This window comes from Burkholderia pseudomultivorans (genome assembly GCF_902499075.1).
In the GTDB taxonomy this organism is placed as follows: domain Bacteria; phylum Pseudomonadota; class Gammaproteobacteria; order Burkholderiales; family Burkholderiaceae; genus Burkholderia; species Burkholderia pseudomultivorans.
Window position 1 is genome coordinate 20,800 of the sequence record NZ_CABVPP010000028.1, and the last position, 20,900, is coordinate 41,699.

Consider the following 20,900-nt stretch of genomic DNA (forward strand, 5'->3'; position numbering starts at 1 on the left):
AGTCTGTCTGTGCGCACCCGCCGTCGCCGTGGCGAGGACGGAGCGCGCGGTTCGATCGCCCGGTCAGATCACGCAGCGGGCCGCGCGGTTGCGCAGCGCGCGGATCGCGCTGAACGCGGTCAGCGCGGACGTCTTCGGGTTGTCCGGCAGCGGCTTGCCGCTCATTTCGAGCGACATCTCGCCGAACGCGCCGCGCGCGGCGATGCGGTGCACGTTGCGCGTGACGGCCGGATCGGCGATCAGGCGCACGCGCGTCGCATCGAGGCCGACGCCCGCGAGCGCGACGGTCGCCGCGACGTTCGCGTTCTTCGGATACAGCCGCGCGGCGTCGCGCGCGGTGCCTTCGAAGATCACCTTCTCTTCGGTCATCGCGCGCAGGTCGCACAGTTCTTCGGCCGGCGTGCCGAGCCAGCCGAGCGGCGGCTTGCGGCCGACGTACAGCACCTCGTCGAGGCCGCCCTGCCGCGCGGCGGCCAGCGCGTCGATGCCGCCGATCGCGCCGGACAGCAGCGTCACCGTCGCGTCGCCTTCGTCGGCGGCCTGCGACAGCGCGTCGAGCAGCGCGAGATCGGACAGCGCGCCGATCGACGCGACCGCGCAATCGGTGCCGGCCTTCAGCAGCGGCACGACGTGGTCGACCAGCGCGCCGTGGCCCGCGCATTCGAGCGCGAACTCGGGACGGCGGGCCAGCGCGTCGACCGACGACACGACCTCCACCGCCTCGCCCAGCTCGCGCTGCACGGCGCTGCGCTGGTGTTCGGGCACGATCACGTGCGCGACGCGCAGCGACGCGTCGTGCTCGACCGCCCGGTACACGGCCGCGCCGATCGCGCCGAAGCCGATCATCGCGACGTCGACGGGCGCATGCCCGTGTGCGTGTCCGTTACGCATACTGGCGCTCCTCGGGCGCTTCCTTCTTGACCGGCGGGCCCGCGAACGCGGACGCGAACGAGCCGACCGACAGCATGTCGACTTCGACCATCACCGGGCCTTCCTTCGCAAGACCTTCGCGCACGATCTGCTCGGCCTGGTCGAGCGACGTGATCCGGTAGTGCGTGAGACCGAAGCTCGCGCAGAACTGCGCGAAATCGGGCTGGTGCAGCTGCACGAAGCAGCGGCGGCCGCCGTATTGCGCGTCCTGAATGTTGCGGATCACGCCGTAGCACTGATCGTTCATCAGCACGATCATCACGTTCGCGTTTTCCTGCACGGCCGTCACGAGCTCGCCGACGTTGACCATCAGGCCGCCGTCGCCGACCAGGCAGACCGTCTTCGCCGCCGCGCCCGCGAGCGCCGCGCCGATACCCATCTGCATCCCCTGGCCGATGCCGCCGCCGAGCGCATGCACGCCCGCGCGCGGTTCGAAGATCCTCAGCAGGCGGTTGCCCCACGTGCTGTTCGAGATCGTCACGTCGCGCACCCAGTTGTAGTCGCGGCCGACGGCGGCCTGCAGCGTGTCGACCAGCGTCTTGTACGGACCGAGGCCTTCCGCCACGTCGGCGACGGCCTGCTCGCGCGCGGCGGCCAGGTCGGCCGCGAACTGCGGATCGACCGACAGGCGGCCTTCGAGGCGGTCGGCCAGCTCGGCCAGCACACGCTTCGAATCGCCATGCACGAACAGTTCGTTGCGATAGCCGCGGTTATCGGCGAGTGCGTCGGCATCGACGCGGAACAGCGGCTGCGGCAGCGCGAGCTTGTACTTCAGCGTTTCGTTGCCGCGCAGACGCGAGCCGACCACGACCAGCGCGTCGCAGGTCTTGTAGAACGCTTCGACCGCCGCATGCACGTTGAATGCGCCGAGCGTCGCCGGATGATCTTCGGGCAGCACGCCGCGGCCCTGCACGCTGGTCACGACGCCGAAGCCGAGCTTGACGAGGCGTTCGACTTCGGCGCGCGCGTGGCGCGCGCCGCCGCCGAGCCACAGCAGCGGGCGGCGCTTCGCGGCCAGCGCGTCGGCGAGCTTCGCGACGCGTGCGCTGTCGTGCTCGCGCACCGCGACGTGCGCGGGCGCCAGGTCTTCCGGCCATTCGATTTCGGCCGCCTGGATGTCGATCGGGATCTCGACCGACACGGGGCCGGTCGGCGCGGTCTGCGCGACGCGCACCGCTTCGCGAATCGTCGGCAGCACGGTCTCGACCGTACGCACGCGGAACGCGGCCTTCGAGATCGCGTCGAGCATCGTCAGCTGGTCCGGCGCTTCGTGGATGTACGCGAGATCCTGGTCGAGGTACGGCGTCTCGATCTGGCCGGTGATGTGCAGCAGCGCGGTGCCGGCGGTCAGCGCCTCGACCATCGCGCCGGCCGCGTTGCCCGCCGCCGTGCCGGTGCTCGTGAACGCGACGCCGAGGCCGCCCGACACGCGGGCCAGCCCGTCGGCCATGTTGACCGCGCCCGCTTCGCCGCGCGCGCCGACGTAGCGGATATTGCCGCGCGAGTTGATCGCGTCGAGGATCGGCATGTTGTGAATCGAGATGACGCCGAATGCGGTCTTCACGCCGCACTGCTCGAGAAAGGCGGCAATCAGCTCGCCAACCGTGGTTTTTTTAGACATGGCGTGCAAAGCCTCCAGAAACGTCGATATGGCTGCCCGTCGTATAGGACGACAGATGCGTTGCGAGATAAAAGAGCGCCCAGGCGGCCTCGTCGGGCCGGCCGAAGCGGTTCAGCGGTATGTTCTTGTTGCGCGCGAGCGCGCCCGTCCAGTCCTCCCAGCTTTCGCCGGGCTGCGCCTGCGCCTCGTAGCGACGGCGCCACTGCCCCGACTCGACGATGCCGATCAGGATCGAGTTCACGCGGATGCGCTGCGGCGCGAGTTCGTTCGCGAGCGACTTCACGAGGCTCAGCACGCCGGCGCGCGCCGACGATGTCGCGACCATGTGCGGTTCCGGCTGCAGCGCGAGCAGCGAGTTCACGCAGGTGATCGTCGGCGCGGCCGCGTCGCGCAGCATCGGCAGGAACGCGCGCGTCGGCCGGATGATGCTGAAGTACTTCAGCTCCAGCTCGTCGCGCCATGCGTCGTCGGTCGTGTCGGCGAAGGTCGACACGCGGCCCTGGCCGGCGTTGTTGACCAGCATGTCGGTGCGGCCGAAGCGCGCCGACACGGCCTGCGCGAACGCGGCGACATCGGCTTCGTCGAGCACGTTGCAGCGCACCGCGAGCAGCGGCGCGCCCGGATATTTCTCGCCGAGCATCGCCTCGGCGCGTGCGAGACGTTCGCCGTCGCGGCCGCAGATCGCGACCGACGCGCCCGCCTGCAGAAAGCGTTCGGCGGTCGCGAGGCCGATCCCGGACGAGCCGCCCGTCACCACCGCCACCTGCCCGCTCAGATCGATCTGGATCATCGGAGTCCTAAAGCCTTGAGAAACGTGTGCTCGTCATCCGAGCGATAATTGAGCCTTCGCGACAGTTCCGCCGCCGCGCGCTGCACCTTGTCGATCAATCCGTCCGCGATCAGCGCGTCGTCGATCTCCGGACGCGGCACCGTCACCGTGATGCACGCGACGATCTTCTGCGTGTCGTTGCGCACCGGCGCCGTGACGACCGAGATGCCGCGCTCGAACGACGAATTGCTGACGCCGTAGCCGCGCAGCGCATCCTCGCGGATCACTTCGTACAGCGCGTCGACCGTTTCGGGCGTCGCGCTCGTCATCCGCGGCAGCATGCCTTCCGGATACAGCGCGCGCAGTTCCTTCAGCGACAGGTCGCCCATCAGCACGTGCCCGTGCGTCGTCGCATGCGCGGGCAGCCGCGTGCCGACGTTCACGCGAATCGAGCTGAACACCGCCGCCTGGCTCTGCGCCTTTGCGACGAACACCACGTCGCGGCCGTCGCGGATCACGATATGCGTCGTGAAGCCGGTCGCGTCGCGCAGGCTTTCGAGCACCGGCAGGCCGAGATCGGTCAGCTCCAGCGAGCTCAGGTATTCGAAGCCGAGCCGCAGCACCGCGATGCCGAGCTTGTAGTTGCGATCCTTGTCCGCGCGTTCGAGAAAGCCGAGCGATTCCAGCGTCTGCAACAGACGGAACACCGTCGTGCGCGGAATGCCGAGCCGCCTCGACAGTTCCGGCGCGCCGAGCACCGGCTCGCGCGGCGAGAATTCGGCGAGGATCCGCAAGCCGCGCTCGAGGCCCGGCACCACGTAGTTGGCTTCGCTCTTCGCGCCTTCCGCTTCCTTTTGCAGCGGTTCGCTCATGCCAGCCCCCACTGCCGGTAGCACTGACGACAGAACGCGTCGATCAGCGCCGAATAGACGGCCGGCGCTTCCACATAGCCGGCGTGGCCGGCCTGCGGAATCACCTGCAGGCCGACCCGCGCGGCCGCGGCGATCCGCTCGCACGCGGCGGGCGGCGTGATCGCGTCGTTCGCGCCGACGGCCACCGCCGTGCGGCCGCGAAAGCCGGCGAGATCGGTCGCGAGATCCGCGTTCGCGAGCAGGTGCGTGGCCTGCGCATAGCCGGCCGGCACGATGCGCGCCATGTTCCAGCGCACCCATGCACGTGCATCCTCGCTCGCGAAGCCCGACAGCATGTTGCCGCTGCGCTGCGCTGCAAGCCCTTCCGGGCCGAGCTCCGCGAGCATCGCGAGGCGCGCGTCGCGGCGCGATTCGCGCGTTTCGGCGGGCGCGCTGCCGTAACCGCCCGCGGGCGAGATCAGCAGCAGGCCCGCGATCCGCGCGGGCATCGCGCGGGCCAGGCCGCCCGCGACGATCGCGCCGAGTGAATGCCCGACCAGCACGCAGCGTTCGATGCCGAGTGCGTCGAGCCACGCGTTCAGCGACGCCGCGTAGTCGGCGGCGGCCGGCGACGCGCCGTTCACGGGCGTCGATACGCCGTAGCCGGGCGCATCCCACGCGAGCACGCGGCGCGACGCGCCGAGCGCATCGAGCTGGCACACCCACGACGCGGCGCCCGAGCCGATCCCGTGCAGCAGCACGACCGGCAGCGTGCGGCCGGCCTGTTGCGCGCCGGCCTCGCGGTATCCGATCGTGCCCGCCGCGCCGGCCGCGCAGCGCTGCTCGGGAAACTGCCCGAGCAGCGCTGCGAACCGGTCGCGTTCACGTTTTTCGACGACACTCATCGCTTCGCTCGCTCCGTGTCAACGCTTGATCTTCGCGAGCGGCGAATCCGGCGGATAGGTCGGCGTGATCGGCTTCGGCGAGCCGAGCATCACGCACATCAGCGCATCTTCCTCGCCGATGTTGATCTCCGTGCGGTACACGCCCGGCGGCACCGAAATCAGGTCGCGCTCGCCGAGGATCGCTTCCCACGTCTCGCCGTCGCGCTCGCAGATCACCTTCATCTTGCCGCGCAGCACGAAGAAGATTTCCTCGACGTCGATATGGATGTGGCTCGGGCCGATGTTGCCGGCCGGAATCACCATCGTCGAGAACGTGAAGTTGCCCGCCGGCACCGTGTTGACGTCCTTCGCGACGCCCGTACCGCCGGTGCCGACATAGCGCATCTGCGCGCGGCGGTACTTCGGGTCGTAGTCGGCCTGGAACTTCAGCGCGTCCCAGTCGTAGCGACGCGTCGCATAGCGCGCGACGCGCCCTTCCATCCAGTCGCCAAAGCTTGCGCCTTCCGGCTGGTCCCACGACTTGCGTTCGAGATCGGCGTCCGCCATCGTCCTCTCCTTCATCAGAGTGAAAACATCAATTCATTACGAAGCCGCCGTTCACCGGCAGCAGTTGACCCGTCACGAAACGCGCGGCGTCGGACAGCAGGAACAGCACGGGGCCCGTCACGTCGCCGGGCACCTGCGCGCGCGTCAGCGCGCGGCCCTGCAGGTAGTAAGCGTGGCGATCGGCCGGCACGTAGGCGGTCGCCTCGACCTCGGTCAGCCCCGGCGCGATCGCGTTGACCGTCACGCCGTGCGCGCCGAACTCGCGCGCCTGCGCATGCGTCATCGCGATCACCGCGCCCTTGCTCGCGACATACGCGAGCAGCTTCGGCGCGCCCCACAGCGCGGTGTCCGACGCGAGGTTCACGATCGCGCCGCGCCCCGACTGCGCGAGGTACGGCAGCGCGGCATTGCTGACGAGCCACAGGCCGCGCACGTTGACGTTCATCACCGCGTCCCAGGTCGGCACGTCGAGTTCCGTCGACAGCCTGCCGCCGGAGTTCGTGATCGCCGCGTTGTTGATCAGCCCGTCGATGCCGCCGAGCGCGGCCGCGCCCTGCTCGACGAAGGCCGCGACGCTGGCCGGGTCGGCAAGATCGAGCGCGACGAAATGCGCGGCATGGCCCGCCTGCGCGAGCTGCGCGGCGAGCGCGCGACCTTCGTCGGCCAGCACGTCGCCGAACGCGACCTGCGCGCCCGCTTCGACGAGCGCCTTCACGAACGCCGCGCCCAGACCGCGCGCGCCGCCGGTGACGAGCACGCGGCGCCCCGCGAGCGACACGACCGGTGCATGCTCAGCCATTCGCCGGCTCCGATGCGGCCTGCGCCGCGCGATGCGCGTCGAGCGCAGACAGATGTTCCTGCGCGCGCTGGCGCAGCATCCGGCGCACGCGCGTGATGCCGACGTCGTGCTGGTACAGGTATTCGTGATCGCGCGCGTTCGGCGCGAGGCTTTCGAGGACGTAGCGGTCCTGTTCGAGCACGTCCCAGTGCAGACCTTCGAGGCGGTTGCGATACATGAAGCGCCACACGTCGCGCTGCCAGCCGCTGACCTTGCGGGTGCGCCAGAAATAGACCTGGCAGTGGTCGCCGTCGACCGGCGTCGCGAAACCGATGATCCCGAAGCTGCCGCCCGGGCCGAATTTCTGCTTGTACGGAATCGCGAGGCGCATCCACAGGCAGCCCGTGTCGCCGAGCTCGACCCAGTCGAAGTTCACGTCGCGCTGGCCGATCTTCTCGAACATCAGGCCCGTTTCCGTCTTGCGCACGCGCATCTCGGCCTGCTTGTCGCCTTCGGCCATCGAGTGCGAGGTCGCGTGCAGGTACGCGCCGTGCATCGGGTCCATCACGTTGTCGATTGCGTACTGGTAATTGCACTTCCAGTTCGACACGCACAGGAAGTGCGCGTATTCGTCGGCGACCAGTTCTTCCGGCAGGTTCAGCGGCGCCGGCTCCGCATGCGCTTCGTCGCCGAACCACAGGAAGATCGCGCCGGCCTTCTCCTCGACCGGGTACGACTTCACGCACCGGGTGCCTTCGAGCGGGCAGTTCGCGACGGCCGGCACCTTGTTGACCGTGCCGCTGCCGTCGACTTCGATGCCGTGATACCAGCAGGCGAGATTGCCGCCGAGATTCCAGCCGAGCGACAGGCGCGCGCCGCGGTGCGGACAGCGATCCTCGAGCGCGTGAACCTTGCCGTCCTGGTCGCGCCACAGCACGATCTGCTCGGACAGGCGCGTGAGGCCCACCGGCGCGTTCGACACCTGCCAGCTCGGCGCGACGGGATACCAGAAGTTCTTGATGCCGCGGTCGAGATACGCGCGGACCGGGTCGTGTTGGGAAGCGTGTTGTGCGGGGGACGTCATCAGTGTGCTCCGGATGCGGTTGTCGTCGGGTCGGCGCTCGGCGCGGTCATTCCGCGAGCGAGGCCATTTCGGCGCGGAAGCGCTCGGCGGTCCACGGCGCGCCGTCCGGCGTGCGGAAGCCGATGCGGTTCAGGCCCGCGACGACATCGTCCAGCTCGGTCGCGCCGGACTCGAACACGCGTTCGAGCGCGTCGCCGAGGTCGTTCTCGTACTGCGTCGGCTCGGCCTTGCGGGTCTGCCAGACGCGGTTCTCGACCTGACCGGGGATCTCGATCTGCCCCTTGCCCGCGACGTTGTTCGGCTGCGGCGCCACCCAGGGCTTCAGGAACGGGTTGAAGTTGACGGTCGCTTCTTTCATGTCATTCCACCTTGATCTGGATTTCCTCGCCGGCGAGGCGCACCGCGTACTGCTTCAGCGCGCGCCCGCCCGGCCCCTTCAGGCACTCGCCCGTCTTGATGTCGAACACGGCCTCGTGCAGCGGGCATTCGACCGTGCCCTCGTCGACGAAGCCCTGCGTCAGCAGCGCGTACGCATGCGGGCACACGTTCTCGAGCGCATACACGTCGTCGCCGACGCGATAGATCCCGATCTCGACGCCGTCGGTCCGCTTGAACTCGATCGGCGTGTCTTCCGACAGCGCGCCGGCGTGTCCGGCGCAAACCCATTGTTCAGACATCTCACACCCTTCCTTCTGATCGATTCTCGATTTGTTCCATATCAGGAACGTCAGTTTATGGATGGTGATTATAGGAGCGACTTTCCATGAGCAAAACAAAAAGCTGCTCGTCCTAGGGAAAACACCGAGCGGTGCGCCAGGGATGGTTCGAACGCGGTTTATCGATCGGGCTTTTTTCTTGTATTACGCGGATTTATGCCCATTCTGAGGGCGTGCGGCACCGTCGGCTTGCATCGCTTTCGAATGCATCCGACCCGAAAAATTTATTTTTTTCCAACCAACCGCCGCCTCTATACTGCATTCCATCAGAGGCACATCGTTCCTTATATGGAACAAAAAAGCGCCCATCCGGCAGTGGAACCGCGTGACGGCTGGTCGTCCTTTCGCGTGCCGCCACGGCCCGTTTTCATTCGGTTGGAGAGTCAGGAGATCACATGGTCAAGCATGCGGTAGCAGCAGCAGTCATCGGGATGGGCGCCGCGTCGGGCGCGTGGGCGCAGAGCAGCGTGGTGCTGTACGGCAGCCTCGATGCGGGCGTCGCGTACATCAACAACGCCGGCGGCCACGCAAAATGGGCGATGATCCAGGGCAATACGCAGCCCGATCGCTGGGGCCTGAAAGGCAAGGAAGACCTGGGCGGCGGCCTGTCGGCGATCTTCCAGCTCGAAAACGGCTTCTATACGAACAACGGCCAGTTCGCGACCGCGAACACGATCTGGAACCGCGCGGCGTTCGTCGGCCTCAGCTCGGACCGTTACGGCACGCTGACGCTCGGCCGCCAGACGCCGCTGTCGTTCGACTATCTCGATCCGCTCAGCACCGCCTATCTCGCGATGAGCTGGTATGCGTTCCACCCCGGCAACATCGACGGGCTCGCCGCGACCGGCAACGTGCCGTACAACAATTCGGTCAAGTACCGCTCGCCGAGCTTCGCCGGTTTCTCGGCCGCGGCGACGATGGCGCTCGGCAACACGACGAACTTCTCGACCGGGAAATCGGTCGGCGTCGCGCTGAACTATGCGAACGGCCCGTTCAAGGCGTCGGCCGTCTACTCGAACGAGCACGACCGCTCGATCCTGATCAGCCAGACGGGGATCGCCTCGTTCCAGGGGCAGAACACCGCGAACGGCTATATCGCGAACAAGGTCGAGAACATCGGCGCGGGCGCGTCGTACCAGTTCGGCGACTTCCTCGTGCACGGCCTCTACACGCGCACGAAGATGCAGTCGAACGGCTATTCCGACACGTTCCAGAGCTACGACGCGGGCGTGAACTATCGCAGCAGCGCGTTCAACACGATCGCCGGCGGCGCCGCGACGACGACGCTGTCGGGCCGCCGCTGGACGCAGTTCGAGCTGGGCGACATCTATGCGCTGTCCAAGCGCACGCAGCTCTATGCGAACGTGCTGTACGAGCATGCGTCGGGCGGCGCCCAAGCGGCGTTCTTCACGGCCGGCGTGTCGAGCACCGCGAACCAGGTCGTCGTGCTGGCCGGGATCCATCACTCGTTCTGACGGCGCGCGGGCACGCGCCGTGGCCGGCGGCGAGCCGGGTCCGGCCGGTCACGCGCGTGTGCCGCATCGATCGAGCGGCCCCGTGCCGGATGACGAAAACAAAAGGCCGGATCCTGTACAAGACAGGACCCGGCCTTCGTCGACTCGGTTCACGCAAGCCGTTGTTCGTTCATCGCCCGATGCAGGCGCGCCGGAACCGCAACAGCACGGCAACAGCACCGTCAGAACATCGCGACCTTGTGGCGCGCATGCGCGAAAGTCGGATCGCTCTCGAGCGGACGATAGTTCAGCCGCTGCGACAGGTCGACCGCCGCGCCGCACACGAGCTCGACGAGCCGCTCCTTCTCGCCCGCCTCGCCGATCTCCGAGCGCGGCACCGTCGCGGTAATCGCCGCGACGATCGAACCCGAATGGTCGCGCACCGGCGCGGTGACGGCCGAGATGCCGCTTTCGAACGCGGCCTCGCTGACCGCGTAGCCGAGCCGCGCATAGTGGCGCACGCGTTCGTACAGTTCGTCGACGGTGCCCGGCGTGCGCTCGGTGAACTGTTCGAGCCGTTTTTCCGGATAGAGCTGGCGCAGTGCGTCGCGCGTCAGGTCGCCCATCAGCACGTGGCCGTGGACGGTCGCATGCGCGGGCAGCCGCGTGCCGACATGCACCTTCACCGAGCCGAACATCGACGTATTGCTCTGCGCTTTCGCGACGAACACGACATCGCGCTGGTCGCGGATCAGCAGATGCGTCGAGAAACCGGTCGTATCACGCAGCCGTTCGAGCACGGGCGTGCCGAGATCGGTCAGTTCGAGCGAGTTCAGGTATTCGAAGCCGAGACGCAGCACGCCGACGCCGAGCCGGAAATAACGGTCGCCGTTCACGCGTTCGAGAAAGCCGAGCGCCTCGAGCGTCTGCAGCAGCCGGAACGTCGTGGTGCGCGGGATGCCGATCCGCTTCGACAGTTCGGGCGCGCCGAGCACCGGCTCGCGCGCGGAGAATTCCGCGAGAATCCGCAGCCCGCGCTCGAGCCCCGGCACCAGATAGGACGATGCGCCGCCGGACGACTCGTCGTCGCCCGCCGCATGCGACGGCGCGGCGCTCGCGGCGGCGCCGGCTGTGGCGCGCGATGCGCTGGCCGGTCGTGCCGGCGGTTTCGGTGCGCCGCTCATCGTAGTGTTGCCCCAGTGCACATGGACGAAATGGACTCGCTCAAGAGATATCCGCGATGAAGGATTATGGAATGCCGCTCCGGCCGGATCAACACGATCCGGCTCGCAGGCCGGTCGCGCCGACCGCCGGTGTGCGGGGCGGCGCCGGCCACATAGACTGACGCGATTGAAAGGATATCAGCGATAGACGGGGCTGCCCACCGCGGGTCGCATCGAACGCGCACCGTCGGGCGCGGTGCGCCGGCAGTCGCTTCGTGCTGGATACCGGAAGCCCGGCGCGTCCCGCTTGCGCCGCAGCCCGGAGCGAGCGCCGCGATCAGGCGATCACGGCGGCGCCGTACTCGGCGCGGGCGCGCTGGCCCGCCGCGTACGCTTCGGCTTCGCCACGGAAGCCTTCCCGGCTGAACGCAACGACCTTGACGCCAACCCCGGCCGCCCGCTTCACCGTCAGCGCCCATTGCCATCCACCGTCTTGTTCGAAGACGTGCAGCGAGGGTTCGAAGGATGAGTCCAGTACGGTCACGCGTTATGCTCCTGCCCGTCCGCATTGCATCGGCAACGCACGGGGCATGTCGAAAAGGTTTGCGCCGGACGTCGGCGCGCTTCAGCCATTCGATAGTCTAGTCAAGAAATGTTGCGACGCACCATCAGAGGTTTCACTCATCTATCGGAACCGGGCGGTCGATGAATCCGGTTGCAAGCCTTATGGCACGGGCCTCGGACGGGCATGCGACGGTATGACGGCGCGCTCGTGCGGCAACGTGCCGCATGCCCGGCCGGTTGCCCTCATTGGCCGTCCGTGGACCTCGAAACCGGGCAGTAGTCGGCGAGATACGCTACCGCCCCGTTCCCGCCGCTATCACCCGCCGGAACGTCAGGTTGACGCGCTCGCCCTGCACGGCCGGCGCCTTCGGCACGCGATGCTGCCATTCGGCCTGCGTACGGCCGCGCATCACGAGCAGGCTGCCGTGCGTGAGGCGATACGCGTGCGTGACGCCGGTCGCGCGATGCCGGAGATCGAACACGCGCATCGCGCCGAGGCTCACCGAGGCGATCACCGGCGCGTCGCCGAGCTCGGGCTCGTTGTCCGCATGCCAGCCGAGGCTGTCCTGCCCGTTGCGGTAGCGGTTGAGCAGCACGCTGTTGAAACGCGCGCCGCAGGTCGCCTCGACCGCGCGCTTCAGGTCGAGCACGGCGGGCGTCCACGGCGCCGGCACGTTGCGGATCCCCGAGTACAGGTAGACGGCATCGGGCTCGCCCTGCCATGCGGTGAGCCGCGGCAGCGGGATGCGGCCGCGCGGCGTGCGGATCGCGTCCTGGCGCCACGCGACCTCGCCGATCAGCGCGGCCAGCAGACGGTCGGCGTCCGGCGGCGCGAGCCAGTCCGGATACCAGTCCACGTCGGGAACGGGTGTATCGGCGAAAAGATCGGGCGTCGACATGGGGATGTGGACAGCGAACGGGCGGAAACGCCATGCCTGCATACTAGCCAACGGCGCGCGGCGCTGCCATGCGATCTCGTTCGCGCTGGCCGTTGGCCGCTCACCGTTTGCCGTTGCCGCCGGCGGCAAACCGCCATGCGTCACGCTATCATCGCGGCATGTCGCAACGCGCCGCCCGCCGGCGCGCCGCTTTCGTTCACCACGCCCGCCGGCGCGAGCCGGCCGGCCGCTTCCCGGATCCCATCATGACGCTCTCCGATTCCGCGCTCGACCAGTTGTTCCTCACGGCACGCACGCACAACGCGTGGCAGGACAAGCTGGTCGACGACGCGCTGCTGCACCGGTTGATCGACCTGACGAAATTCGGCCCGACCTCCGCGAACTCGAGCCCTGCCCGCTTCGTGTTCGTCAAGTCGCCCGACGCGAAGGCGCGCCTGAAACCCGCGCTGTCCGAAGGCAATCTCGCGAAGACGATGGCCGCGCCCGTCACCGTGATCGTCGGCATGGACCTCGCGTTCCACGATCATCTGCCGCGGCTGTTCCCGCACGCCGACGCGCGCAGCTGGTTCGCCGGCAACGATGCGCTGATCGAGGCCACCGCGTTCCGCAATTCGTCGCTGCAGGGCGCTTACCTGATCCTCGCCGCACGCGCGCTCGGCCTCGACGCGGGCCCGATGTCGGGCTTCGACGCCGCGAAGGTCGACGCCGCGTTCTTCGCGGGCACCACGATCCGGACCAACTTCCTCGTGAATCTCGGCTACGGCGATCCGGCCGGCCTGTTCCCGCGCAGCCCGCGCTTCGATTTCGACGATATCGCGCGCATCGAATGACCGGGCGCCTACGCCCCGCGCGTGAGCCGGATCAGCGTGATCTCGGAGCGCACGCCGAAGCGGTTCGGCGGCCCCCAGTAGCCGGTTCCGCGGCTCGTATAGAGCCACATGCCGCCGACGCGGCTCAGCCCGCCGATCACGGGCTGCTGCAGACGCACGAACGGCGGCCACGGCAGGAACTGGCCGCCGTGCGTGTGCCCCGACAGTTGCACTGAAAAACCGGCGCGGCTCGCATGTTCCGCGCTGCGCGGCTGATGCGCGAGCAGGATCCGCGTGCCGACCTCGGCCGGCGCACCCGCCAGCGCGCGCGCCGGATCGCTGCGATGCGCCGGGTCGAAACCGCCCGCGGTGAAATCGGTCACGCCCGCGAGCACCGCACGCGCGCCGTCGTGCTCGATCAGCACGTGCTCGTTCAGCAGCACCGTCAGGCCGATGCGCCGGAATTCGTCGATCCACGCATGCGCACCCGCGTAATACTCGTGGTTGCCCGTCACGAGAAAGCTGCCGTGGCGCGATCGCATCGTGCCGAGCGGCGCCGTATGCGCACGCAGGCGCTCGACCGAGCCGTCGACCACGTCGCCCGTCACCACGACGCAGTCGGCGTCGAGCGCGTTCACCGCGCGCACGATCCGCTCGACGTAAGGCCGCTTGATCGTCGGCCCGACGTGGATGTCGGACAGCTGCACGATCTTCAGGCCGTCGAGCGCGGCCGGCAGCCCCGCCACCGGAATCGACACGTACTTGACCGCCGCGGTGCGCCGCGCGCCGAAGAAGCCGATCGCCGTGACCAGCAGCGCACCGACCAGCACGCCGAGCGCCGTGTCGGACGCGGCGCCGTTCCATGCGCCCGCACCCGGCAGATGCCGCCACAGGAACGCGCCGAGCAATACGAACTCGCGCAGGAAGGTCAGCACCAGCAGCGACGAGAAGAAGCCCATCGCGAGCGCGCCGGCCCAGCCGAACAAAGTCGCGGCCCAGCCTTCGTCGAAGCGGCGCGAGAACATGCCGACCGGGATCAGCACGCAGAAGCTGGCCAGCACGAGCGCCGCAAGGGTCCGCGCGCCCGGTGAAGCGAATGCGTCGGGAATGATCCGCAACCCGACGTACAGATGGAACAGCACACCGATTGCAATGAACCGGACAAAGAAACTTCGCATGGAGCACTCACCCTCGTGGCGATACCGCTTTCGCGATGCGCGTCGGGCGGGATCGCCGCGCTTCGCGCCGTACGCAGGATGGTACACATATCCATGACGTCCGCTCGTCCGGCCCGGACGGTGCGACGCTGCGGTGTCGTCGCCGGCCCCGGCACGATCGATTCGCGCCCGTTCGCGCGGCAACCCGCCGTTTTCGCGTCGATTCCGTCCGGTTCGCATGCCAATGCATCGCCCGCCCTTTCGTCTGACGATGTTTTACGGTCCGTTGGCAAACCTGCACGCCCCCATGCCGGCCGGCGCGCAGACAGCCGGGCCAGCGCTGCCGCAATGCACCGCCGAACCGGCATCGACGCGGATATCGCGCCGCAGGCGGCCGCCTCGCGCCATACTGCGCGCGCCTTCCCGGCCCGCCATCCACGCACGCCGGACCGCTAGCCGCCGGCATCGCGCTGATTTATTATCGGCCCCATATCGCGCAACCGCCGTCGCGGCGACGGTTCGCGTTGCGCCGCGCCCGGCCTCCACTCCCATCGTCGAGCTCGTCACATCATGAGAAAAACAGCGCCGCTGCGCGTCGCCGCCATCCTGGTCCCTGCCATGCCGCTTGCCGGCTGTACCTCGCGCGGCGCCCCGTCGTTCGCGCTGTTCGGCGCGTACTTCCCGCTCTGGCTCGTCAGCGCGATCGTCGGCGTCATCGGCGCGATCGTCGCGCACCGCGTGTTCGTCGCGACTGGCTGGGCCGCCGTCGTGCCCTACCAGCTCGCCGTCTGCACCGCGATCGGGCTCGTGGTTGCCGTGATCGTGTGGCTCGCCGGCACGGGGCCGTTCGCATGAAGGCCGCCGGACTCTCCCGCCCGTCCGCGAAAGGCCGCGTGATCGCGCTGGCGATCGTCGCGCTCGGCATCGCGGCCCTCGCGTACGCGTATCACCGCACCACCGCCTACCCGTCCACCGACGACGCGTCGATCGACGCGGACGTCGTGCACGTCGCGTCGCCCGTCGGCGGGCGCATCGTGCGGCTCGCGGTGCACGAGAACCAGCGTGTCGCGAAAGGCGACCTGCTGTATGAAATCGATCCGGTGCCGTACCGGCTGACGGTCGCGCAGGCGCAGGCCGACGTCGAGCTCGCGCGCGCGTCGCTCGACACGCGCCGCCGCTCGCTGATCGGCGAGCGCTCGAATGCGGCGGTCGCCGCCGAGCAGGTCAAGCGCGCGACGCAGAATCACGATCTCGCGACGCGCGACGTCGAGCGGCTCGCGCCGCTCGCCGCGCAGGGCTACGTGAGCGCGCAGCAGTTCGACCAGGCGAAGGTCCGGCAGCGCGACGCGGCCGTCTCGCTCGCGCAGGCGCAGGAGCAGCAGCGCGCGTCCGCGCAGACGATCGGCGACGAAGCCGACGCGATCGCGACGCTGCATGCGCGCGAAGCCGCACTGGCCCGCGCACAGCACGCGCTCGAAGACACCGTCGTGCGCGCGCCGCACGACGGGCTCGTGACGGGCCTGACCGTGCTGGCCGGCGAAACCCTCGCGCCGAATCAGTCGATCTTCACGCTGATCGACGCCAGCGAATGGTTCGCCGTCGGCAACTTCCGCGAGACGTCGCTGAACCGCATCGCCGTCGGCGACTGCGCGACCGTCTATTCGATGATCGACCGCGGCCGCCCGATGACGGGCAAGGTCGTCGGCATCGGCGCCGGCATCGCCGACAGCGATCGCATCAACCTGCCGCGCTCGCTGCCGATCGTGCAGCGTTCGGTGAACTGGGTGCATGTCGCGCAGCGCTTCCCGGTGCGCGTGAAGCTCGACGAACCCGACGCCGGACTCGTGCGGGTCGGCGCCAGCGCGATCGTCGAGGTCCGGCATGGCTCGGCCTGCCGCTGAGGTCCGCTCGCCCGGCCTGCGCGAAGTCCTGCGACTGCTCGCGCCGTTTCCGGGACGCACGGCGATCGCCGTGCGGGTCGCGCTGATCTGCACGCTGACCGTGCTCGTGACGAGCGCGTATGGCACGCCCGAGGCCGCGCTGTCCGCGTACGTCGTGTTCTTCATGATCCGCGCCGACCGCGTGACGAGCATCGTGCTCGAAGCCGCGCTGCTGCTGATCGTCACGATCGTGATCGGGCTCGTGCTCGGCATCGCGATCTTCAGCATCGACTATTCGATCCTGCGGGTCGCATGCATGGTCGTGATGTCGGTCGGGCTGCTGTACCTGACGTCGGCGAGCAAGCTGCGCCCGGTCGGCGCGATTCTCGCGATGATCGTCGGCTTCGGGCTCGACGAGCTCGGCCTTGCGCCGTTCGGCGAAGCGGCGACGCGCGCGCTGCTCTATATCTGGCTGACGATCGCGATCCCGGTGGGCGTCGCGATCGTCGTCAACCTGCTGATCGCACCGTCGCCGCGCAAGCTCGCGCTCGCGCAGCTCGCCACGCGGCTGCGGCTCGCCGCGCGGCGACTGCGCGGCGACGACGGCGCGCGCGCCGGCTTCGACGCCAGCCTGCGCGAAGGCGACAAGCAATTGCTGACCTGGCTCAAGCTGTCGAAGCTCGAAGGCGCGTCGTCCGCCGCCGACATCGTCGCGCTGCGGCAGGCCGTTGCATCGAGCACCGCGCTGCTCGTCGCGGTCGCGCTCGCCGATCGCGAAGCGGATGCGCGGCTGCCCGACACGTTCGCGGCGCCGATCGCGGCCACGCTCGACGAGATAGCCGCCATCCTCGAACGCGGCGGCTATCCGGTCGACATCACGCTCGCCTTGCCGCCGGCGGACACGCTGCCGCCGCTCGCGCGCATCGCGGCAGCGGACCTGCACGCGGCGATCACGCGCTTCGCGCAGCCCGATGCGATTGCCGGCTCGCCGGCGACCGACGCGGCAAAGCCGGCCGCCCCGTCCGGCGAACCGGCCGCATCGCCGACGCCGCCAACCGCACCACGCGGCGGCTTCTTCCTGCCGGACGCGCGCACCAATCCCGACCACATCCGCTACGCACTGAAAACGACAGCCGCGGCGATGTTCTGCTACCTGCTGTACTCGCAGCTCGACTGGTCGGGCATCCATACGTGCTTCATCACCTGCTACATCGTGTCGCTCGGCTCGACGGCCGAGACGGTCGAGAAGCTGACGCTGCGGATCGCCGGCTGCATCGTCGGCGCGCTGCTCGGCACCGCCGCGCTCGTGTTCGTCGTGCCGTCGCTGACGTCGATCGGTCAACTGATGGCGCTCGTGTTCGTCGGCGCGTGGCTGTCCGCGTGGGTGTCGTTCGGCTCGCCGCGCATCGCCTATGCGGGCTTCCAGATCGCGTTCGCGTTCTTCCTGTGCGTGATCCAGGGCGCCGGCCCCGGCTTCGACCTGACGATCGCGCGCGATCGCACGATCGGCATCCTGCTCGGCAACGTCGTCGTGTATCTCGTGTTCACGCGCATCTGGCCCGTCAGCATCGGCAAGCAGATCGACGTCGCGCTCACGGCGCTGCGCGAGCAGTGGCGGCGGCTCGCGCAGATCGCGCAGCCGGCCGAACGGCGCGCACTCGCGGCCGAAGCGTTCGCGCGCCACGGCGCGATCGCGCAGGAACTCGGCCTCGTCCACTACGAACCGTCGTGGGTGCGGCCGACCGCGGCCTGGCTCGCCACGCGACGGCGCGCGCTGGCCGAACTCGGCGCGCTCGAAGGCCCGCTGTTCCTGCTCGCCGAACGTGCGCCGGGCGACGCGGCGATCGATGCGCGACTCGCACGCGTGGCCGAACTGCGCGACGACGAAGCGATGCCGGACGCGCACAATGCGCGTGACGACGAAACCGCGGCGCCGGTCGGCATGCCGCCTTCATCGCGACCGGCCGCGCAGCCGGTGCCGAACGCCCCGCCTGCGCCGCGCCCCGCCGCACCGCCCGACCCCGCGCGCGATGCGCTGCTGAACCTGATCGACGCGCGACTCGCCGCCATCGCCGATGCCGCGCGTCAAGCCACTTCGAAGGAGTCTGCCGCTCATGCGCCGACCTGAACCGCCGGCCGCGTCGATCGTCGCAGCCGCCCTCGCAAGCGCCGTCGCGCTGGCCGGCTGCGCGACCTCGTCGATCGATCTCGCCCCCGACGCATCCGACCGCCCGTGGCAGCCGCAGACGTCGGCCGCGGGCGAGATCCTGCCGGCGCCGCCGCGCGCATCCGCGGAGACGCACGACTACACGCTGCCCGCCACGCCCGCGCTCGCGTCGGTGTCGCCGCCGGCCGTGCTCGATCCCGCGCACGCGTACACGCTGCCCGAGCTGATCGACCTCGCCGAATCGACCAACCCGCTGACCCGCATCGCGTGGAACGACGCGCGCAACGCGGCGCTCGCGGTCGGTATCGCGAAGGCTGCCTACCTGCCGCAACTGTCGGCGACCGCGATGGGCGCGTACCAGGCCGGCCACGGCTCGACGTCGACGATCCTCGGCGACGCGTCGAGCGACACGACCGTGCACGGCACGATCTCCGCACTGTCGCTGCAATGGCTGCTGTTCGACTTCGGCGGCCGCGCGGCACGCGTCGAGGCGGCCGAACAGGCATCGATCGCGTCGAACGTCGCATTCACGGCCGTGCACCAGCAGGTGATCCACGATGTGACCGTCGGCTACTACCGGTACGAAGCCGCACGCTCGCGCGCGCTCAGCGCGGAGCAGGGACTCGCGAACGCCGATGCGATCCTCGCGGCGTCGCGCGCGCGACTCAGGCACGGCGTCGGCACCGTCGTCGAGCTCGCACAGGCAACGCAGAACCGCGCGCAGGCGAACCTCGCGCTCGTGCAGGCGCGCGGCGCGGAAAGCGACGCCTACCTCGGCCTCGTCTCCGCACTCGGCATCTCGCCGCTGTCGAAGCCGACCATCGCCGCGCTGCCCGTACGGCCGCTGCCGGCTACGCTCGGCTCGTCGGTCGATGCGATCGTGGCGGACGCGATCGCGCGCCGCCCCGACCTGCAGGGCGCGTATGCGCTCGAGAAGGCCAACCGCGCGAAGATCAAGGCCGCGGAGGCCGCCTTCATGCCGAGGGTGTTCCTGTCCGCGTCGACGTCGTATGCGAGCGGCCACACGGCCATCTCCGCGCTGCCCGCGATCGGCGACCAGGCGCCGACCGTCAACCTGAACGGCAGCCGCTATGGCGGCGGCGTGTTCCTCGGCGTGACGATTCCGCTGTACGACGGCGGCCTGCGCTCGGCCGTGCTGATGCAGGCGCGCAACGATGCGCAGAGCGCAACCGAACGCCTGACGCGCACGAAAGAGGAAGCCGTGCGCCAGGTCGTCGCCGCGCAGAACGCGGTGCAGACGAGCCTCGCGTCGCACGATGCCGCGAAGGCGCTCGTCGATGCCGCACAGACGAGCTACGACGCGGCGCTGACCGCGTACCGCAGCGGCGTCGGCTCGATCACCGATGCGACGCTCGCGCAGAGCCAGCTGCTCGCGGCGCGCAATGCCGAAGTCGACAGCTATGCCGGCGCGCTGTCGGCGGCCGCCGCGCTCGCGCTCGCGACCGGGACGATCGGTTCGGCGCGGTGACGCCTGCGGAAGGCGACGGCCTGCCCGCCTTCCGCTGTCGCCGCGGTTGACGCCCGCGTGCGCCGCCCACTAGAATGCCGCGCATTCTCCCTTCAGGAACCATCGTGGACAGTTGCAGCACTCCGTTGCGTGCGCCGCTTGCCGCCTGAACGCCTGTCCGCCGCAGTTCCCTGCTCCGGCTCGCGTTCCGCGAGCCTCGCACGCCTCCCGTTTCACACTGAATGACGCATTCGCGCGGTACAGTACCGCGCGATGACGGCCTTCGTCGCGCCGCCGCCGGCATTGCGCCGCAGCGGCGCCGGCCGGCATGCGCCTCTTGCACGGCAGGACAACCATGACTTTCGATTTCGCACTCCGACTTTTCACCGCGTTCGCCTGCGGCGTCGCGATCGGCCTTGAACGCCAAATGCGCCAGCGCACGGCGGGCCTGCGCACGATCACGCTGGTCGCGAGCGGCGCCTGCCTGTTCGTCACGCTCGGCGTGCTGACCGGCAACGGCGTCGCGGGCGTCACGCAGATCGCCGCGTACGTCGTATCGGGCGTCGGCTTCCTCGGCGGCGGCGTGATCATGCGCGACAAGGGCTCGATCCAGGGCATCAATACGGCCGCGACGCTCTGGTGTTCGGCCGCCGTCGGCGTGCTGTCGGGCTCCGGCCATTACGTGCCCGCGCTGGCCGGCACGGGCGTCGTGCTGCTCACCAACACGGTGCTGCGCGGCGTCAGCCAGGCGATCAACGCGACGCCCGTGTCGAACGCCGACCTCGTGCGCGAATACCAGATCACCGTGATCTGCCTCGCCGCCGACGAGGTGCATATCCGCACGCTGCTGTCGAATTCGATGTATGCGAAGCCGCTGTCGTTCCAGAGCCTGACGAGCGAGGACGTGCCCGATCAGCCGGACCGGCTGAAGGTGACCGCGACGCTGAAGCTGCATCCGAAGGATCAGCAGAAGCTCGAGCAGATCGCGAGCCGGATCAGCATGGAGAAGAGCATTTCAAGCGTGAGCTGGACCGCGAAGGAAGCGGAACCGATGATGGAGTGACCGGTGCCGGGCGCGCGACGTGCCCGATCTGCCACTGGGCGCTTGCCCGGTGCAGGCCCGTCCGACTCGCCGCCGG

21 protein-coding genes are annotated in these 20,900 nt (G+C 69.2%); 7 read left to right on the forward strand and 14 right to left on the reverse strand.

All coding sequences use genetic code 11. From position 1 onward, the window contains the following. Positions 1–63 precede the first annotated feature (63 nt). The 10 genes from BST28156_RS18930 to BST28156_RS18975 are packed head-to-tail and all read right to left on the reverse strand — an operon-like array spanning position 64 to position 8,161. A complete protein-coding gene (locus BST28156_RS18930; protein ID WP_060236926.1) occupies positions 64–891 on the reverse strand; it encodes an aspartate dehydrogenase in 828 nt (275 codons plus the stop codon). Further along, a complete protein-coding gene (locus BST28156_RS18935; protein WP_174903066.1) occupies positions 884–2,551 on the reverse strand; it encodes a thiamine pyrophosphate-binding protein in 1,668 nt (555 codons plus the stop codon). The genes BST28156_RS18930 and BST28156_RS18935 overlap by 8 nt, the downstream gene beginning before the upstream one ends. Continuing rightward, entirely contained in the window at positions 2,544–3,341 is a 798-nt protein-coding gene (locus BST28156_RS18940) for an SDR family oxidoreductase (protein ID WP_174903067.1), read from the reverse strand. The genes BST28156_RS18935 and BST28156_RS18940 overlap by 8 nt, the downstream gene beginning before the upstream one ends. Then, a complete protein-coding gene (locus BST28156_RS18945; RefSeq protein WP_060236916.1) occupies positions 3,338–4,192 on the reverse strand; it encodes an IclR family transcriptional regulator in 855 nt (284 codons plus the stop codon). Before BST28156_RS18945 ends, BST28156_RS18940 begins: the two co-directional genes overlap by 4 nt. After that, positions 4,189–5,076: an alpha/beta fold hydrolase gene (locus tag BST28156_RS18950; protein WP_174903068.1), complete on the reverse strand. Its 888-nt coding sequence runs from the start codon at positions 5,074–5,076 to the stop codon at positions 4,189–4,191. The genes BST28156_RS18945 and BST28156_RS18950 overlap by 4 nt, the downstream gene beginning before the upstream one ends. A gap of 18 nt (positions 5,077–5,094) precedes the next feature. After that, positions 5,095–5,622: a cupin domain-containing protein gene (locus tag BST28156_RS18955; protein WP_009692519.1), complete on the reverse strand. Its 528-nt coding sequence runs from the start codon at positions 5,620–5,622 to the stop codon at positions 5,095–5,097. A 28-nt stretch (positions 5,623–5,650) separates the two neighbouring features. Then, entirely contained in the window at positions 5,651–6,421 is a 771-nt protein-coding gene (locus BST28156_RS18960) for an SDR family oxidoreductase (RefSeq protein ID WP_174903069.1), read from the reverse strand. After that, complete coding sequence (locus tag BST28156_RS18965; protein WP_060236908.1) at positions 6,414–7,484, reverse strand: aromatic ring-hydroxylating dioxygenase subunit alpha; 1,071 nt, start codon at positions 7,482–7,484, stop codon at positions 6,414–6,416. The genes BST28156_RS18960 and BST28156_RS18965 overlap by 8 nt, the downstream gene beginning before the upstream one ends. 46 nt (positions 7,485–7,530) lie before the next feature. Next, on the reverse strand, positions 7,531–7,842 hold the full coding sequence (locus BST28156_RS18970; RefSeq protein ID WP_009692515.1) for a recombinase-like helix-turn-helix domain-containing protein: 312 nt from the start codon (positions 7,840–7,842) through the stop codon (positions 7,531–7,533). 1 nt (position 7,843) lies between these two features. After that, positions 7,844–8,161 carry a non-heme iron oxygenase ferredoxin subunit gene (locus tag BST28156_RS18975; protein ID WP_011354710.1) on the reverse strand — a complete coding sequence of 106 codons (318 nt, stop codon included), beginning with the start codon at positions 8,159–8,161 and terminating at the stop codon, positions 7,844–7,846. Positions 8,162–8,595: 434 nt separating this feature from the next. On the opposite strand from BST28156_RS18975, the gene BST28156_RS18980 reads away from it, so the two are divergent. Beyond that, the gene (locus BST28156_RS18980; RefSeq protein ID WP_174903070.1) at positions 8,596–9,675 is read left to right on the forward strand and encodes a porin; all 1,080 of its coding nucleotides are present in this window, start codon (positions 8,596–8,598) and stop codon (positions 9,673–9,675) included. A gap of 221 nt (positions 9,676–9,896) precedes the next feature. Here the strand turns inward: BST28156_RS18980 and BST28156_RS18985 are convergent, their stop codons facing one another. The 3 genes from BST28156_RS18985 to BST28156_RS18995 all read right to left on the reverse strand — a co-directional run bounded on the left by BST28156_RS18985 (position 9,897) and on the right by BST28156_RS18995 (position 12,280). Continuing rightward, entirely contained in the window at positions 9,897–10,838 is a 942-nt protein-coding gene (locus tag BST28156_RS18985) for an IclR family transcriptional regulator (protein ID WP_060236901.1), read from the reverse strand. A 316-nt stretch (positions 10,839–11,154) separates the two neighbouring features. Continuing rightward, positions 11,155–11,361, reverse strand: coding sequence for a hypothetical protein (locus BST28156_RS18990; RefSeq protein WP_060236898.1), 207 nt, complete (start codon positions 11,359–11,361; stop codon positions 11,155–11,157). Positions 11,362–11,674: 313 nt separating this feature from the next. Beyond that, complete coding sequence (locus BST28156_RS18995; protein ID WP_174903071.1) at positions 11,675–12,280, reverse strand: alpha-ketoglutarate-dependent dioxygenase AlkB family protein; 606 nt, start codon at positions 12,278–12,280, stop codon at positions 11,675–11,677. Positions 12,281–12,525: 245 nt separating this feature from the next. On the opposite strand from BST28156_RS18995, the gene BST28156_RS19000 reads away from it, so the two are divergent. Next, positions 12,526–13,110 carry a malonic semialdehyde reductase gene (locus tag BST28156_RS19000; protein WP_174903072.1) on the forward strand — a complete coding sequence of 195 codons (585 nt, stop codon included), beginning with the start codon at positions 12,526–12,528 and terminating at the stop codon, positions 13,108–13,110. An 8-nt stretch (positions 13,111–13,118) separates the two neighbouring features. Here the strand turns inward: BST28156_RS19000 and BST28156_RS19005 are convergent, their stop codons facing one another. Beyond that, positions 13,119–14,267, reverse strand: a complete 1,149-nt coding sequence (locus tag BST28156_RS19005; RefSeq protein ID WP_174903073.1) for a metallophosphoesterase — start codon at positions 14,265–14,267, stop codon at positions 13,119–13,121. Between the two features lie 549 nt (positions 14,268–14,816). Between BST28156_RS19005 and BST28156_RS19010 the strand changes: the two genes are divergently transcribed. From BST28156_RS19010 to BST28156_RS19030, 5 genes are all read left to right on the forward strand, one after another. Further along, positions 14,817–15,101 carry a hypothetical protein gene (locus BST28156_RS19010; RefSeq protein WP_174903074.1) on the forward strand — a complete coding sequence of 95 codons (285 nt, stop codon included), beginning with the start codon at positions 14,817–14,819 and terminating at the stop codon, positions 15,099–15,101. Then, positions 15,098–16,147 carry a multidrug transporter subunit MdtN gene (mdtN, locus tag BST28156_RS19015; protein WP_174903075.1) on the forward strand — a complete coding sequence of 350 codons (1,050 nt, stop codon included), beginning with the start codon at positions 15,098–15,100 and terminating at the stop codon, positions 16,145–16,147. The genes BST28156_RS19010 and mdtN overlap by 4 nt, the downstream gene beginning before the upstream one ends. After that, the gene (locus BST28156_RS19020) at positions 16,128–18,254 is read left to right on the forward strand and encodes an FUSC family protein (RefSeq protein WP_174903076.1); all 2,127 of its coding nucleotides are present in this window, start codon (positions 16,128–16,130) and stop codon (positions 18,252–18,254) included. Before mdtN ends, BST28156_RS19020 begins: the two co-directional genes overlap by 20 nt. Beyond that, positions 18,241–19,782 (forward strand): TolC family protein, encoded by a 1,542-nt coding sequence (locus tag BST28156_RS19025; protein ID WP_174903077.1) that lies wholly within the window; start codon positions 18,241–18,243, stop codon positions 19,780–19,782. The genes BST28156_RS19020 and BST28156_RS19025 overlap by 14 nt, the downstream gene beginning before the upstream one ends. A gap of 334 nt (positions 19,783–20,116) precedes the next feature. Next, entirely contained in the window at positions 20,117–20,824 is a 708-nt protein-coding gene (locus tag BST28156_RS19030; RefSeq protein WP_060236863.1) for an MgtC/SapB family protein, read from the forward strand. Positions 20,825–20,900: the final 76 nt, after the last annotated feature.

Coding starts and splice junctions, on each gene's coding strand:
- BST28156_RS18930 (WP_060236926.1), bottom strand. CDS start 891: ATGCGTAACGGACACGCACACGGGCATGCGCCCGTCGACGTCGCGATG.
- BST28156_RS18935 (WP_174903066.1), bottom strand. CDS start 2,551: ATGTCTAAAAAAACCACGGTTGGCGAGCTGATTGCCGCCTTTCTCGAG.
- BST28156_RS18940 (WP_174903067.1), bottom strand. CDS start 3,341: ATGATCCAGATCGATCTGAGCGGGCAGGTGGCGGTGGTGACGGGCGGC.
- BST28156_RS18945 (WP_060236916.1), bottom strand. CDS start 4,192: ATGAGCGAACCGCTGCAAAAGGAAGCGGAAGGCGCGAAGAGCGAAGCC.
- BST28156_RS18950 (WP_174903068.1), bottom strand. CDS start 5,076: ATGAGTGTCGTCGAAAAACGTGAACGCGACCGGTTCGCAGCGCTGCTC.
- BST28156_RS18955 (WP_009692519.1), bottom strand. CDS start 5,622: ATGGCGGACGCCGATCTCGAACGCAAGTCGTGGGACCAGCCGGAAGGC.
- BST28156_RS18960 (WP_174903069.1), bottom strand. CDS start 6,421: ATGGCTGAGCATGCACCGGTCGTGTCGCTCGCGGGGCGCCGCGTGCTC.
- BST28156_RS18965 (WP_060236908.1), bottom strand. CDS start 7,484: ATGACGTCCCCCGCACAACACGCTTCCCAACACGACCCGGTCCGCGCG.
- BST28156_RS18970 (WP_009692515.1), bottom strand. CDS start 7,842: ATGAAAGAAGCGACCGTCAACTTCAACCCGTTCCTGAAGCCCTGGGTG.
- BST28156_RS18975 (WP_011354710.1), bottom strand. CDS start 8,161: ATGTCTGAACAATGGGTTTGCGCCGGACACGCCGGCGCGCTGTCGGAA.
- BST28156_RS18980 (WP_174903070.1), top strand. CDS start 8,596: ATGGTCAAGCATGCGGTAGCAGCAGCAGTCATCGGGATGGGCGCCGCG.
- BST28156_RS18985 (WP_060236901.1), bottom strand. CDS start 10,838: ATGAGCGGCGCACCGAAACCGCCGGCACGACCGGCCAGCGCATCGCGC.
- BST28156_RS18995 (WP_174903071.1), bottom strand. CDS start 12,280: ATGTCGACGCCCGATCTTTTCGCCGATACACCCGTTCCCGACGTGGAC.
- BST28156_RS19000 (WP_174903072.1), top strand. CDS start 12,526: ATGACGCTCTCCGATTCCGCGCTCGACCAGTTGTTCCTCACGGCACGC.
- BST28156_RS19005 (WP_174903073.1), bottom strand. CDS start 14,267: ATGCGAAGTTTCTTTGTCCGGTTCATTGCAATCGGTGTGCTGTTCCAT.
- BST28156_RS19010 (WP_174903074.1), top strand. CDS start 14,817: ATGAGAAAAACAGCGCCGCTGCGCGTCGCCGCCATCCTGGTCCCTGCC.
- mdtN (WP_174903075.1), top strand. CDS start 15,098: ATGAAGGCCGCCGGACTCTCCCGCCCGTCCGCGAAAGGCCGCGTGATC.
- BST28156_RS19020 (WP_174903076.1), top strand. CDS start 16,128: ATGGCTCGGCCTGCCGCTGAGGTCCGCTCGCCCGGCCTGCGCGAAGTC.
- BST28156_RS19025 (WP_174903077.1), top strand. CDS start 18,241: ATGCGCCGACCTGAACCGCCGGCCGCGTCGATCGTCGCAGCCGCCCTC.
- BST28156_RS19030 (WP_060236863.1), top strand. CDS start 20,117: ATGACTTTCGATTTCGCACTCCGACTTTTCACCGCGTTCGCCTGCGGC.